Source organism: Rhodococcus sp. T9N, assembly GCF_024436645.1.
Classification (GTDB): Bacteria; Actinomycetota; Actinomycetes; order Mycobacteriales; family Mycobacteriaceae; genus Rhodococcus_F; species Rhodococcus_F qingshengii.
On the sequence record NZ_JAMSKS010000014.1, the window covers coordinates 148,600 to 163,722 of the forward strand.

The following is a 15,123-nucleotide window of genomic DNA, read 5'->3' on the forward strand; positions in this document are numbered from 1 at the left end:
GGTGGCTTGGTGAGTTGATGGTTGAACAAGATGGTGCGCAGAGCAAAGACGTTGTGAGCGAGATGAGTGTCGCGCAGCTGCGTGAGTGGCTTCGCAATTGGATCGCCAACGCGACCGGTCAGCCGGCGGGTTCGATCACGGACGATCGCCCGATGGAAGAGTTCGGGCTCGCCTCGCGGGACGCAGTCGCTCTGAGCGGAGACATCGAGGATCTGCTCGGCGTCACGCTGACCGCCACGGTTGCCTATCAACACCCCACCATCGCTTCGCTGGCTACTCGGATCATCGAAGGTGAGCCCGAGGCGCCGGAGGAGACCGTCGACGCCTCGTACTACGTCTCAGGCGGCGCGACGGACGCTCACGACATCGCCATCGTCGGACTGTCCACACGATTCCCCGGTGCCGGGCACACGCCTTCGGACATGTGGGAAATGCTGGCGGACGGACGCGACGGCATCAGCGACCTCCCCGAGGACCGCTGGGCCGAGTTCATGTCGGATCCCGCCATCAAGGCCGCGGTCGAGAACGCGAACACCAAGGGCGGGTACCTCGACGACGTCAAGGGCTTCGACGCCGAGTTCTTCGCGATGTCTCCGCTCGAGGTCGTCAACGTCGATCCGCAGCAGCGCCTCGCACTCGAACTCGCATGGGAAGCACTCGAGCACGCTCGCATTCCGGCCAGTGGGCTCAAGGGCAAGCAGGTCGGTGTTTTCATCGGCAGTTCCGCCAACGACTACCAGCTGCTCGCGGTCAGTGATCCGACGACGGCGCATCCGTACGCGTTGACCGGAACGTCGACGGCCATCGTGGCGAACCGGGTCTCGTACTTCTTCGACTTCCGTGGACCGTCCATCGCTCTGGACACCGCGTGTTCGTCTTCGCTGGTTGCCGTTCACGAGGCTGTGCGCTCGCTGCGCAGCGGTGACTCCAACATCGCGCTGGCCGGTGGCGTCAACATGCTGCTGGCCCCTCCCGGAACCCTCGGTTTCGATCAGACCGGGATGCTCGCTCCCGACGGAAAACTGCGTGCCTTCTCCGCTCAGGCTCAGGGAATCGTTCGCAGTGAGGGCGGCGGACTCGTCGTGCTCAAGCGCCTCGAAGACGCCGAGCGTGACGGAGATTCCATCCTCGCGGTGATCGCCGGATCCGCGGTCAACCAGGACGGCCGTTCCAACGGTCTGCTCGCACCCAATCCCGATGCCCAGGCCGACGTGTTGCGTTTCGCGTACCGCGACGCCGGCGTCGTGCCGACCACCGTCGACTACATCGAGGCGCACGGAACGGGTACCGATCTCGGTGATCCCATCGAGGCCGACGCGCTCAGTCGTGTCGTCGGTCGTGGTCGTGACGAAGACAAGCCGGCTCTGCTCGGTAGTGCGAAGACCAACTTCGGGCACCTGGAAGCAGCTGCGGGCGCCGCCGGCCTGATCAAGGTCGTTCTGGCGATGCAGGAAAACAAGATTCCCGCGACGATCAACTACCTGGGCCCGAACCCGCACATCGACTTCGAGAAGTCGCACCTGCAGGTGACGCCCGAGGCCACCGACTGGCCGCGCTACACCGGCAAGGCTGTCGCCGGTGTCTCCGGTTTCGGTTTCGGTGGAACCAACGCGCACGTCGTGGTCAAGGAGTACGTACCTGCCGACGCGGTAGTCGATGAACCGGTTGTGGATGCCCCGGTGGTCGACGAACCGGCAGCAGAGAACGAGAGCACCGTTGTGCTGGCCGTGTCCGGCGCGCTGCCGTCGCGTCGTCGCCGCGCAGCCGCTGATCTGGCCGACTGGCTCGAAACCGAAGAGGGAAGCAAGACGCCCCTCGCCGACGTCGCCCGCACACTCGCGCGTCGCAACCACGGACGCTCGCGCGCCGCTGTTCTGGCGCAGACGCGCTCCGAGGCCATCAGCTCGCTGCGCGCCGTCGCCGCAGGCAAGCCTGCTCAAGGAGTCTTCTCCGCCGACTCGCCGTCGCCCAAGGGCGCGGTGTGGGTGTTCTCGGGCTTCGGCTCGCAGCACCGCAAGATGGCCAAGCAGCTCTACACGGAGAACTCGGCCTTCAAGGCGGCCGTCGACGAGGTCGACGCGCTGATCCAGGACGAGGCCGGTTACTCGATGGTCGAGATGTTCCTCGACGATTCGATCGAGTACAACGTCGAGACCGCGCAGGTGGGAATCTTCACCATCCAGGTCGGTCTGGCCGCGTTGCTGCGTCACCACGGCGCCGAGGCCGAAGCCGTGGTTCCGCACTCGATGGGTGAGGCCGCTGCCGCGTACGTTTCCGGCGGCCTGAACCTGGAAGACGCTGTCCGCGTGATCTGTTCACGTTCACGGCTGATGGGTGAGGCCGAGGGCGCACTTGTCGGTGACGACATCCGTCTGATGGCTCTGCTCGAGTACAGCGCATCCGAGATCGAGGCGCTACTGCCCACGTACCCCAAGCTCGAGGTCTGTGTTTACGCAGCTCCGACGCACACGGTGATCGGTGGACCGCAGCCGGACATCGAGGCGATCGTCGCGGCCGCCGAGGCCGACGGCAAGATGGCGCGTGTCCTGCAGACCAAGGGCGCCAGCCATACTTCGCAGGTAGATCCGCTGCTCGGTGAGCTTGCCGCCGAGTTGGCCGGTATCGAGCCGACCACGTTGAAGCTCGGCGTCTACTCGTCCGTCGACAAGGACACTTTCTACCGTCCCGGTCACGAGCCGATCCATCAAGAGGCGTACTGGGTCAAGGGTCTTCGCCACAGCGTGTACTTCACCAATGCGGTACGCGGTGCAGTTGCCCACGGCCACACCACTTTTGTCGAGCTTGCACCCAACCCGGTGACGCTGATGTCGGTGGCGGCTACCGCTTTCGATTCGGGCCTGCACGACATGGAGCTCATCCAGACGCTCAAGCGTAAGGAAGACGAGTCCGCGGGTGTTCTTGCCGCTCTCGCGCAGCTGTACGTGCACGGCCATGCCGTGAACCTCGAGTCTCTGCTTCCCGCAGGCGATTTCGCTTCGGTTCCGCGTACCGCATTCCTGCGTAAGCCGTATTGGCTCGACATTCGCGTCAGTGCCGGCGGTTCGGCTCGCGTACCCGGTTCGCACGTCGCTCTGCCCGACGGCCGCCACGTGTGGGAGGTCGACGCATCCGCCGTCACCGACCTGGCGGTGCTGGTGAGCGCCGCTGCCGGACAGGTGCTTTCGGATGTCTCTCTGACCGCTGCTGTTCCGCACGGTGAACTGGCCGGTGCTTCGACCCTGACCACGACACTCAACCCGCATCCGGGTGGAGCGTCGGTGCAGGTGCACGCTCGTGAGGGCGCTACGTTCCGTCTGCTCTTCGACGCCGTCGTCACGTCGGGTGAGCCGCTGCCCGAGCTGGTCGTCAGCGCGCCGGTCAAGACCAGTGCGCCGATGGAATCCTTGGCCGAGGTCGTCGAAGACGCCGGAGACAAGTGGGATCCGAACGGTTCGCAGAGCCTCGACGACCGCCTCAAGATCGTGGTTGCCGAGTCGATGGGGTACTCGCCGGAGGATCTGCCGGCCGAGGTTCCGCTCATCGAACTGGGTCTCGACTCGCTCATGGCGATGCGTATCAAGAACCGCGTCGAGTACGAGTTCGACATTCCGCAGCTCCAGCTCCAGGCAGTCAAGGACGCGAGCCTCAACGAGGTCAACAAGTACCTGCGCTACGCGATCGACAATCGCGAAGAGGTTCAGGCGATGGCCGACAAGCAGGCCGCGGAGAAGTTGGCGGCCGACGCTGCTGACGAGGACGTTGCTCCCGCCGAGGTGGCAGTGGAACTACCTACCACTGCTCCGGTTGCTGCTGCGCCTTCCGATCCTTCTCGAGCCGGAACTGCCGACGACGCAGGCTCGGACGTTCCGCCGCGAGATGCGGCCGAGCGCTTGACGTTTGCGACGTGGGCGGTTGTCACCGGGAAGTCGGCCAAGGGCATCTTCAACGATCTGCCGATCGTCGGTGACGAGGTCGCCGAGAAGCTTGCTGCTCGGCTTTCCGAGCGTGCCGGTGGCGAGATCACTCTCGACGACGTTCTCGACTCCACCACCATCGAAGAGCTTGCGGACGTCGTTCGCCAGTACCTCGAGGACGACGGCAAGATCGACGGACTCGTGCGTACTCTGCGTGCCCGCCCCGAAGGTTCCACTGCCGTACCGGTATTCGTCTTCCATGCTGCCGGTGGTTCGACGGTGACGTACGAGCCTCTGCTCAAGCGCCTGCCCGCCGGCACGCCGATGTACGGATTCGAGCGGGTCGAGGGCTCGATCGAAACCCGCGCTGCTGCTTACGTTCCGCTGCTGCGTGAGATCCAGGGCGACGGGCCGTACGTGCTGTGTGGCTGGTCGTTCGGTGGCGTGATGTCGTATGCGGTCGCGAAGTTGCTGCGCGAGCAGGGTGCCGACGTGCGTGTGGTCGGGCTGCTCGACACCGTCATGGCCGGCGAGGTCGTGCCGGACACCGAGGCGGAACGACGCAAGCGTTGGGAGCGCTACGGCAAGTTCGCCAAGCGCACCTACAACCTGGATGTGCCGCTGCCGCTTGACGTTCTGGCTTCCACCGAAGCCGACGAGGATCAGATCCAGATCTTGATGGACATGATCAAGATGAGCGGCGCCAAGATTCCCGGCGGCATCATCGAGCATCAGCGGACGTCGTGGTTGGACAATCGCGCCATCCAGACGGCCGAGTTCAGCAGTTACGACGGCGACGTCGTGCTCTACATGGCTGACAAGTACCACGACGAGCTGATGACGCTCGAGCCTGCATTCAAGACCCGCAAGGCAGATGGTGGCTGGGGTGACTACGTGAAGAACCTCGAGGTCGTCTACATCGGCGGGGACCACCTGCAGATCGTCGACGAGCCGTACATCGCGAAGGTTGCGGCAGACCTCACCACCAAGCTGGCCCAGATCGAGACAGCTCAGACCAAAGCAGCGGAAACCGGAGTTCAGAAGTGACGACAACCACCGCGGAGAAGCTCGCTGAACTCCGCGAAAAGTTGGAGAAGGCAAAGGAACCCGGCTCGGCTCGGGCCATTGCCAAGCGCGATGCAGCAGGGCACAGCACGCCGCGCCAGCGCATCGACATGTTGCTCGACCCCGGTAGCTTCATCGAGATCGGTGCCCTGGTGAAGATGGCGGGCGAGGGCAACCCGTACAGCGACGGCGTCATGACCGGTCACGGAACCGTCGACGGGCGTCCGGTAGCCGTGTTCGCGCACGATCAGACGGTGTTCGGCGGTGCCGCCGGAGAGATGTTCGGCCGTAAGGTCGCAGCTGTCAACGATTTTGCGCTGAAGGTGGGCTGCCCGGTCGTCGGTATCAACGATTCCGGTGGAGCTCGCATCCAGGACGCCGTTTCCTCGTTGGCCTGGTACGCCAACATGGGTTCACGTCAGGAGCCGTTGTCCGGCCTGTGCCCGCAGATCTCGGTCATCCTCGGTAAATGCGCCGGCGGTGCCGTGTACGCCCCGATCAACACGGACGTCGTGGTCGCGACCGAAGAGTCGTACATGTTCGTCACCGGACCCGACGTCATCAAGTCGGTCACCGGCGAAGAGGTCAGCCTCGAGGACTTGGGTGGAGCCCGCAAGCAGGCGGAGTACGGAAACATCCATCACGTCGCTCCCGACGAGAAGGCTGCCTTCGACTGGGTGCGTGAGTACCTGAGCTTCATGCCGTCGTCATGCCAGGAGAAGGCGCCGCTGATCAACCCGGGCCTCGAACCCGAGATCACCGAGTCGGATCTCGAACTCAATGCGTTCATGCCGGATGCCGACAATGCCGGCTACGACATGCACGACATCATTCTGCGGATCTTCGACGACGGCACTTTCCACGAAATCGGAGCCCAGGTCGCGCACAACGTGATCACCGGATTCTCCCGCGTCGACGGCCTGCCCGTCGGTGTCGTGGCCAACCAGCCCACGTACCTCAGCGGCGCCCTCGACGCGGACAGCTCCGACAAGGCCGCTCACTTCGTGCGTCTGTGCGACGCTTTCAACATCCCGCTCGTCTTCGTCGTCGACACACCGGGCTTCCTTCCCGGCGTCGATCAGGAAAAGGTCGGCGTCATCAAGCGCGGCGGGCGTTTCCTGTTCTCGTACATCGAAGCCACTGTGCCGAAGGTGACTGTGGTGGTTCGTAAGGCGTACGGCGGCGGTTATGCCGTCATGGGCTGCAAGCAGCTCGGTGCCGACATCAACCTCGCGTGGCCGACCGCTCGTATCGCCGTGATGGGCGCCGAGGGTGCCGTCAACATCATGGGGCGGCGTCAGCTCGCCGAGGCCGGCGAGAATGCACCCGCGGTGCGTGCTCAGCTGATCAACTTCTACAACGAGTTCGTCGCGACGCCGTACATCGCGGCCGAGCGCGGATACATCGACGCGGTGATCGAGCCTTCGCAGACGCGTCTCGAGATCCGTAAGGCTCTGAAGTTGCTCGCGGACAAGACGATCTTCAAGAACCCGCGCAAGCACAACTTGATGCCGCTCTAGTTCTTTTTGTCACCGAGGGCGTCGAACTGGCGGCGTAGCGCTTCTATCGCCGCCAGGACGGCCGGCCTTTCGCTGTCGGTCCGCCAGGCGAGGTAAATGTCTCGGCCGAGCGGCGGAAGGGTGTCGAGCATTCGAACACCTTCCGGCGGTACAACTCTCGCCAGACGTGGAATCAATGCGACGGCGAGGCCCTGAGCGACGAATTCGACCTGGGTGGGAAACTCGGCGACCTCGTACTCGATTCGTGGGTCGAACCCCTGCGCGCGCAGGGTCCGGACGGTGAAGGTGTGAAAGTCCGTTCCCCGGGTCCACGTCGCCCAGGCATGCTCGGACAGCTCGCTGAGCGCGACGACCTTGTTCTCCGCCAGCGGATGTGACGCCGGGAGAGCGAGCAGCGCCACGTCGTCGTACACGGGCGTGAAGGAGAGTCCGTCGGGAAGTTCGACGGGCAGAGTGCTCCAACTGTCAACTACCACGACGTCGAGGTCGCGGCGAATCAGTGCGGGGAGCAGTTCTTCGGATTCGCCTTCGTTGAAGGTGATTTCGAGCTGCGGGTGCGCATGCCTGATTTCGGCGATGGCTCGCGGCAGCACCGTCCTGCTGGGGGAGACCAGGGCGCCGATACGTACGCGGCCCGTCACCTCGCTCTGCAGCGACGCGATTTCCGCCTCGGCCTGGGCGAGCGTCGAGAGAACCTCTGCGGTTCGGCGCGCGAGGATTCGGCCCGCTTCTGTGAGTCGCACACCGCGGCCCTGCGGTTCGAGGAGCGGAACACCGACCTCTCGCTCGAGCTTGTTCAACTGCTGCGAAATCCCGGAGGGTGTGACATGCAAGGTGCGGGCGGCAGCCGCCACTGATCCGTTCTCGGCGACGGCGTGCAGGGCGCGAAGTCTTTCGAGATTCAACACAGTAGTAATGCTACCGATTATACGGTCTGAACATTTGCTTGTGCTGAATAGTTAGCGGCAGGAACATTGTCGAGTGACCACACTGACCTCCGCGACCGCGCAGACATCGACACCCACCCGAACTCCTCGGGGGCGCATCGACCCTCGACTGCTGGTCGTCGGAGGCGCAGCTGCGATCTCGATCAGTTCGCTCCTCATCAAGCTGGCCGATGTGGGGCCCTCGACCGCCGTCTTCTTCCGTTGCTTCCTGGCCTTGCCGCCGCTGTTGTGGTTGGCGTGGCGGGAGTACCGCCGGGTGGGCAAGCCGAGCCGGCGGGCAGTCGTTCTGCAGGTGCTCGGCGGTCTGCTGCTCGGGCTGGATTTCGCGTTGTGGTCACAGTCGATTCTGATGATCGGCGCGGGGATGGCGAGCGTCGTCGTGAACGTGCAGGTGGTCGTGGTGCCCGCACTGTCCTGGTTGGTGTTCGGCAATCGGGTGCCGATGCGGTTCGTCTTCGCCCTGCCGTTCATGTTCACGGGAATCGCCTTGGCGGGCGGCGTGTTCGGGGGTGGGGGAACCGGCGACGACTTGCTGTGGGGAACGGCGCTCTCGCTCGTCTCCGGAATCGCCTACGGCGGCTACATCTTCGTGGTCGGCCGGACGGGCGAGGCGGATCGGGCAGCGAGCCAGGTGTTGATCTCGACGACGTCCGCGGGCATCGCCGGGTCCGTCATCGGATCACTGTGGGGCCGGATCGATTTCGTCCCGGGCTGGGAAGCGTTCGGCTGGCTCGCGGCACTGGCACTGGTCGGCCAGGTGTTCGGCTGGATGCTGATGGGGAACTCGCTCCCTCGGCTTCCCGCCGAGGTGGGCGCGACGCTCCTGCTCATGCAACCGGTTCTCGCCGTGCTGCTGGCAGTTGTGCTGCTCGGCGAACGGCCAGGCGTTGGGCAACTACTCGGGTGCGTCGTCGTTGTCGGAGCGGTCTCGGCCGTCTCCGTACGTCGCACCCGAGCAGTCACCCGAGTAGGTAGCGCAGGCTAGTGCACTCGCATCTCGCCGGGCATCCACATGCCCGAGCGGGTTGCGGTGCCCGTCTCCACCTCTGCCGGAACCGCATTGGGGAAGTACCGGTCGTACCGCTCGAGTGATCCCCAGTCCCGCGCCCAGTCGTCCTTCAGGTACGTAGGAACCGTCGTCGCACCGGCAAGAACCTCGGTGAATCCGAGCGGGCCACCGTTGTCCGCGGACTGCCAGGTGTCGGTGGAACTGACCGCAAGAGGACGGTCCGGGAGGATGCGGAAGTTCGGCATCTCGGCCACACCGTTCTGATGTGTGAACGGACGTTGGCACGGGAACTGAAGGCCGACAGCCCAGTCCAGGAGGACCGGCTGCTCGTTGCCGATGTACGAGTTCAGGGACTCGAGCTTGGGCACGCGCGGCGGCGTGAATGCCATCCACTGATCGCCCGTGAGGTTGGGATCGAACGCGACCACCCGAACGGCGTCCGCGTCCGGCGCGAGTTCGTCGATCGGGATACGGACGTTGCGCCACGACGGCGCGGGTCCGATGTCTCGCGGCATGTACGAACCCTGAACCTGCACGGTTCCGTCGGGCTGAGTCTTGCCGTACTCGACCAGAAGTGACTGGCCGTACGTGATCGCACCGGTGTTGTCGACGGACCACACACGCCCGGCGACAGACATGACCACCAGCGGTGATTCTTCACTGCGAGTGGGCAATCCGTACCAACTCGAGATGAGGGAAGCAGGTTCCTGCACGCCGGGCTGGTAGCTGCCCATGACCGGCGTTTTCGACGGATCGAGGCCGAAGGGGAGCTTGGCCGTGCTGCCGTTGACGCCGACGTTGCCGGTGCCGCCGCTGGTTCCGGCACCGGAACCGGTGGCGAAGGTGGGACCGACACTCTGGCTGTCGGTATTGCCCATGCCCTGCTTGACTTCGATGTAATCCGCAGTCAGATCGCTGGGAACCCCATTGGGGGAGAAGCCCTTCGAATCAACTCCGGACAACGGATCCTCGGCGTTGAATCCGGGAGCGGTCAGAGGCCGCAGATTCCCGGAATTGACGTCGGTCTCGACCAGAACGTCCTCGGCCATGCCGCAGGTCTTGCCCGCGAGTGCCTCGATGTTGCTTCGGCCCAGCGAGTACGCCGGGTACTGCGACACTGCACCCTTGAGTAGCGAGAGCACCTCGAACAGGACCATCAGACCGGCAATCACGGTGAGGGGAGCGGCCGCGAACTTGCGAATTCGTCTGCCCTTGGCCGTGTTCGGCTTCTCGGGCGGGGCGGCAAATCCCTCACGCAGGTACTGCCAGGCGGCAAAGGCCAAGGCGAGAGCAAAGAGCGCGAGGAACAGGGTGTTGGATTCACGGCCGTCGTAGGAGATGGTCTTGTCGAACCACGGCACGCCGTAACTCGAGACGTACCAATAGCCGTTGATGCCGGCGAACGTCAACGCGAGCATCAGGAGCAGTCCGGCCACGAACACCGATCGGTTACGACGCGAGCGCAGGGCGGACGCGGACACGGCCACGGCGGTCAGCGCGGCGAGAGAACCGGCGATGCCCGCGTACGCACCGAAGTGGTGAGTCCACTTGGTGGGGTTGAACATCATCAGGAACATCGTGCCGAAGACGACGCCGACCAGGCGCCACGACGGACCGGTTGCCGCACCGGGGACGCGGCCGCGGCGCAACAACACGAAGAGCGTCGTGAAGAGGCACAGGATCATCGTCAAGAACGCGAAGCGTCGGGCAACCGAGCCGTCGACCGTCTGGACGAAGAGGTAGTAGTAGCGCAGGAAGTCCTGGTACCACTCGAGATTGGGGCCGATGATCGTTCGGACGCGCGTGGCTTCCATGACACCGGCAAAGGTCTGGTCGGCGAAGATGACCACCAGCACGATGGTTCCGGCAGCGGCGATCGGAGCGAGAAGCGGCAGTGTGCCGACCAGTCGGTGACGTTTGACGACGATGCGTACCAACGGGCGCACACCGGCGAGAAGGGCTGCGATACACATCAATCCGGTGGGTGCGGCGGCAAGAGTGAAGGCGCCGATCAAGATTGCCGTGGCCGCGGGCAGCAGACGTCCGGTCGCGATGGCGCGCTCGATGGAGCACCAGGTGAGCAGTGCGCCGAGAGCCACGATGGGTTCGGGGCGAAGACCGTTGTTGTACGCCAGCCAGAAGGACAGGAACACCAGCCCGCCGGTCCAGAGGGCGACGTTGCTCCGGCGAACCGCCCGGCCGAGACGCGGGACGACCTCGCGGCTGATGACCATCCAGCACAGGATTCCGGCGAGCAGAGCGGGCAGACGCATGAACGGGCTCGCGGTCGAGATCTTCGCCATCACGGCCAGCACTTCGTAATACCAACCGAACGGCGCCTCGGGAACGCCGAACCAACGGAAGTAGTTGGCCATGTATCCCGCGTCCGGTGAGACTCGGGCCATGGTGAGGAGGTAGCCGTCGTCGGCGGTGTTCGCGCCGATGAAGTGCCACACGACGAGCGTGCCGACCACCACTCCGTCGATACCGGAGAACTTCCACCAGCGTGCGGGCAGGAAGCGTCGGTGCTTGCGGCCGTCGGTGCCGTCGAGGCGAGCCAGGGCGACCAGCGCGACGATGGTCGAGAGGACGGCCACGATCATCGCGACCAGCTTCAAGACGCTCGGGCTCGACGAGAAACGTGAGTCGATCGTCATCGAGAAGCCGAGGCCCTCGGGGGCAGCGCCGTCGGGCAGGTCGCTGAAGACGCCGACCACCTGCGGGCGGAAGTCACCGTCGAGTTGGCCACGAATCGGGTTGCCGTCGGGATAGGTCAGTCCGACGAACTCTGCCGTGGTTCGGTTGACGTCAGAGCTGAACGCGATGGCGCCACAGCGACTGGACTCGACGTCCTCGCGTGCCGCCGAAGCGACGACGACGTTGCGATCGAGCACGTCGACGCTCGTCGCGGACACCCGGACGAACATCGACGACAGTGCCGCGCCGTCGCCCTGTGCAGGTGCCGTCGACAGCAGGATGCCGCCGCCCTCCGGCAACGAGCTGACCGCGGTACAGGGGATCGATGCGTTGACGTCGATGGGAACCTGCGCCATCAGCGGTGCCTCGACGTCGCCGATCACGCCGTTCTGCGGCCAGTTGACCGAAGCCGTCGTCTGCACGACGGGAAGCAGCGGAGTTGCCAGTGCGAGCACGAAGCCGAGCAAGCCGGCGATGATCGCGACCCATCGCGTGCGATGGAAACGCTCGCGGGCATCCTGACCAGCAGGAGGCGGCGAACTCGAAGTCTGAGGTGAAGCTGTCACGGCGTCGGGCACGGCTACCGATGGTATGTCAGGGCTGAGCGTGGACCTACCGTGCCCAGGTGGTTGGTAGGTCCACGCGTAACAGTTACGACTGGTAACGAATCGGGCCCGGTGTCCAGGTGCCCGATCGGGTCTCGGTGGTGACGTTCATTTGCGCGGGAACCGCGTCCGAATCGAGCGGTGTGTACTGCTCGAGCGATCCCCAGTCACGATCCCAGTCGTTGTCCAGATAGGTCGGCAATGCCCTGGCCGAGAGCAGTTCGGTAGTCCAGCCGAGCGGTCCGCCGCCGTAGTGGTCCTGCCAGGCGTTGGTGGACTCCGCGCCGATGCGGTCGGGCAGGATGCGCCAGTCGGGGATCTCGGCGACGCCGTACAGGTGATCCACCGGACGTTGGCACGGGAAGGCCAGACCGACAGCCCAGTCCATCAGCACGGGATCGGTGGATCCGACGACGTCCTGCAGCGTGCGCATGGTCGGCACTCGTGGCGGTGTGACCGCCAGCCACTGGTCGGCGCTGATGTCGGTGTCACTGGCCACCAGACGCACGGTGTCGGCGTCTGCGGGCAGCTGATCCATCGGAACGCGCAGGTTGCGCCACGACGGCGACGGGCCGATGTCGATCGGATCGACACGTCCCAGTGCGTCGACGCTCCCGTCGGCCTGCTTCTTGCCGTACTCGACCTGCAGCACTGCGCCGGGGGTGACGATGCCGTCGGAGTTGACGTAGCGGATGCGTCCGGCGGCCGCGACGGTCAGGAGCGGTGCGGCGTCGTTGCGCTCGGGGAGTGAATACCAACCGGTGGTCAGTGACGCGTTCTGAGGTGCTCCGTAACTACCGAGCACCGGGGTTTTTGCGGGGTCGAGCCCGAACGGGAGCGCGACGTTGCTGCCGTTGACGCCGGCCGTCGACTGCGAGCCACCGGCGGTGCCGGATCCGGTTCCCGGCGTGGTGGTGCCGGACTGCGAGGTCGAGGTGTCGAGGCTGTTTGCACTGCCTGCCGTCGAGTCTTCTGCGTCGGCCGTGAGGTCGCCTGCAACCCCGTCCGGCGAGAACCCGGTTGATTCGCTCGCACCGAATGCACCCGCGCCGGCGAGATCGGTGGGCCGATCCGTCAATTGCAGAACGCCGGCGTTCGGATCGGACTCGACGAGTACCTCACCCGCGAGACCGCAGCTTCCGCCGAAGACGGATTCGATGTTGGACTTGCCGATCGAATACGCGGGGTACTGCGCGACCGCGCCCTTGAGCAGGGACAGCACCTCGAACAGCACGACCGCTCCGGCCGCGATGGTCAACGGTGACGGGGCGAGAAGGCGGAGTCGCCTGGTCTTCTTGACGCTGTCCTCCGTGCCGTTTCGCCGGCGCGGCTCCATGACGTGGTACCACGCGGCCAGCAGCAGCGCGAGAATCGTGAGGCCGAGGAAGGCCGTCGAGAATCCCTTGCCGGCGATTGACGGCGGCTTGTCCCACCACGGGACGCCGTAACTCGAGACGTACCACCAGCCGTTGGAGCTCGTGAACGCCACAGCGAGGATGAACAGGATGCCCGCGGCGAACAGCGCGCGGTTTCGTTTGGAACGCATGCTCGACGCACTCACACCGACGGCGGCGAGGACGGCCACCGTGGCGGCCAGACCGGCGTACACACCGAAGTGGTGAGTCCACTTGGTGGGGGTGAACTGCATCAGGAGCAGCGACGCGAACACGATGCCGAGGATTCGGCGGGAGGGCCCGATAGCGGTGCCCGGGATCCGGCCCTTGCGCAGGATCATCATGACGCAGAAGACGAGTCCGACGAGCATGACGAACATGCCGAAGCGGCGTGCGAGTGAGCCGTCGGGGGAGATGGTCATCAGTGCGTCCCAACGCAACCGTTCCTCGAACCACGGAACATTCGGCCCGACGGCCGTTCGCACTCTGGTCGATTCGAGAACTGTCGCGAGGGTTTGATCTGCGAAGACCGCGACGAGCACCACGGTTCCGGCGGCGAGAATCGGCATGATCTGGGACAGGAAGCCGACGCGCTTGCCGCGGGCGATCAGGATCTGCAGGATCGGCCGGGCGCCGGCGATCAACGCGCCGATCGCGATCAGCCCGGAAGGCCCGGCGGCCAACGAGAATGCGGCGATCAGCACGGCCATCGCGGCGGGCAACAGACGTCCGGTAGCGATGGCGCGTTCGATGGAGCACCACGTGAGCAGAGCGCCGAGGGCGATGATGGGCTCGGGGCGCAGGCCGTTGTTGTACGGCAACCAGAAGGCGAGGAACACGAGCCCGCCGGTCCAGATGGCAACCTTGTTGCGGCGCACCGCAACACCGAGTCGCGGGATCACCTCGCGGCTGATCACCATCCAACACAGAATGCCGGCGATCAGCGCGGGCAGGCGCATCCACATGCTCGCGGTGCTGACCTTCGCGAACAGCGCCAGCACGTCGTAGTACCAACCGAACGGCGCTTCGGGGACGCCGAACCAACGGAAGTAATTGGCCATGTACCCGGAGTGCTCCGAGACTTGGGCCATGCCGAGCAGGTAACCGTCGTCGGAAGTGTTGGCGCCGAACACATGCCACAGCGCCAGCGTGCCGATAACCAGGGCGTCGATGCCGGTGAACTTCCACCATCGCGCCGGCAGGAACCGCCGCGCACGACGGCCGTCGACGCCGTCGATCCGGTGCAGTGCGTACAGCGAGACGATGGTCGAGAGTGCCGCCACGATCATCGCGAACAGTTTGAGAAGTGTGGGGCTGGACGAGAACCGCGAGTCGACGTCCATGTGGGCGGACAGTCCGGCGGGCGCTGCGCCCTGCAGGTCGGTGAAGATGCCGACAACCTGTGGGCGGTAGTCACCGGTCAGGGTGGTGCCGACGCCGTCGATTCCGGTGACCGCCGCGACGGTCTGCTCGGAGTTGGTCGTGATGGTGATCGCCGTGCACCCGCTCAGTTGATCGAGCGGGGTCGAGATCAATACCGAATCGCGGGTGAGTGCTTCGAGGCGGTCGGCAGTGGTGCGGACGGTGAGGCCGCGGGCGTTTCGGTCCGGCGCCCCGTTCGGCATGGTCGAGAGCAGTGTGCCGCCGCTGCCGCCCAACTGGCCGAGAGTGGAACAGGGGATGCTGATGTCGAGCGATGTGGGCGAGTAGGAGATAAGCGGCGACGAAACGCTGTTGACGGTCCCACCCTGCGGCCAGTCGATGCTCGCGGCTTCCTGCTTGACGGGCAGGAAGGGCGTCGCGAGTGCAAGAAGCAGGCCAAGAAGGCCGGTGACTATCGCGATGAGTCGTGCCGTCCGGACTCGCTGGGAATCCGATTCTCGGGGAGCTTCGGGGCCAGTGGGCACGGGTTTCGGGGGCACTACTACTTCAGACGGCACAAGGAACGATGTTAGGCGAGTGTGGGCCCGCA

General features: G+C 65.1%; 6 protein-coding genes. 3 read left to right on the plus strand and 3 right to left on the minus strand.

The genetic code is table 11. The features are described from left to right. Positions 1-17 precede the first annotated feature (17 nt). Together pks13 and M1L53_RS22155 are read left to right on the plus strand one after the other, a co-directional pair. Positions 18-4,961, plus strand: coding sequence for a polyketide synthase Pks13 (gene pks13, locus M1L53_RS22150; protein WP_054188656.1), 4,944 nt, complete (start codon positions 18-20; stop codon positions 4,959-4,961). Next, entirely contained in the window at positions 4,958-6,499 is a 1,542-nt protein-coding gene (locus M1L53_RS22155) for an acyl-CoA carboxylase subunit beta (protein WP_003943957.1), read from the plus strand. The genes pks13 and M1L53_RS22155 overlap by 4 nt, the downstream gene beginning before the upstream one ends. On the opposite strand, the gene M1L53_RS22160 is transcribed toward M1L53_RS22155, so the two are convergent. Then, positions 6,496-7,407 (minus strand): LysR family transcriptional regulator, encoded by a 912-nt coding sequence (locus M1L53_RS22160; protein WP_030535818.1) that lies wholly within the window; start codon positions 7,405-7,407, stop codon positions 6,496-6,498. The two genes, M1L53_RS22155 and M1L53_RS22160, sit on opposite strands and share 4 nt — an antisense overlap. Positions 7,408-7,480: 73 nt before the next feature. On the opposite strand from M1L53_RS22160, the gene M1L53_RS22165 reads away from it, so the two are divergent. Beyond that, a complete protein-coding gene (locus M1L53_RS22165; RefSeq protein WP_007731812.1) occupies positions 7,481-8,431 on the plus strand; it encodes a DMT family transporter in 951 nt (316 codons plus the stop codon). Here the strand turns inward: M1L53_RS22165 and M1L53_RS22170 are convergent. Together M1L53_RS22170 and M1L53_RS22175 are read right to left on the minus strand one after the other, a co-directional pair. Further along, a complete protein-coding gene (locus M1L53_RS22170) occupies positions 8,428-11,730 on the minus strand; it encodes an arabinosyltransferase domain-containing protein (RefSeq protein WP_030535817.1) in 3,303 nt (1,100 codons plus the stop codon). The two genes, M1L53_RS22165 and M1L53_RS22170, sit on opposite strands and share 4 nt — an antisense overlap. A 73-nt stretch (positions 11,731-11,803) precedes the next feature. Continuing rightward, positions 11,804-15,058, minus strand: a complete 3,255-nt coding sequence (locus tag M1L53_RS22175; protein WP_054188655.1) for an arabinosyltransferase domain-containing protein — start codon at positions 15,056-15,058, stop codon at positions 11,804-11,806. Positions 15,059-15,123: the final 65 nt, after the last annotated feature.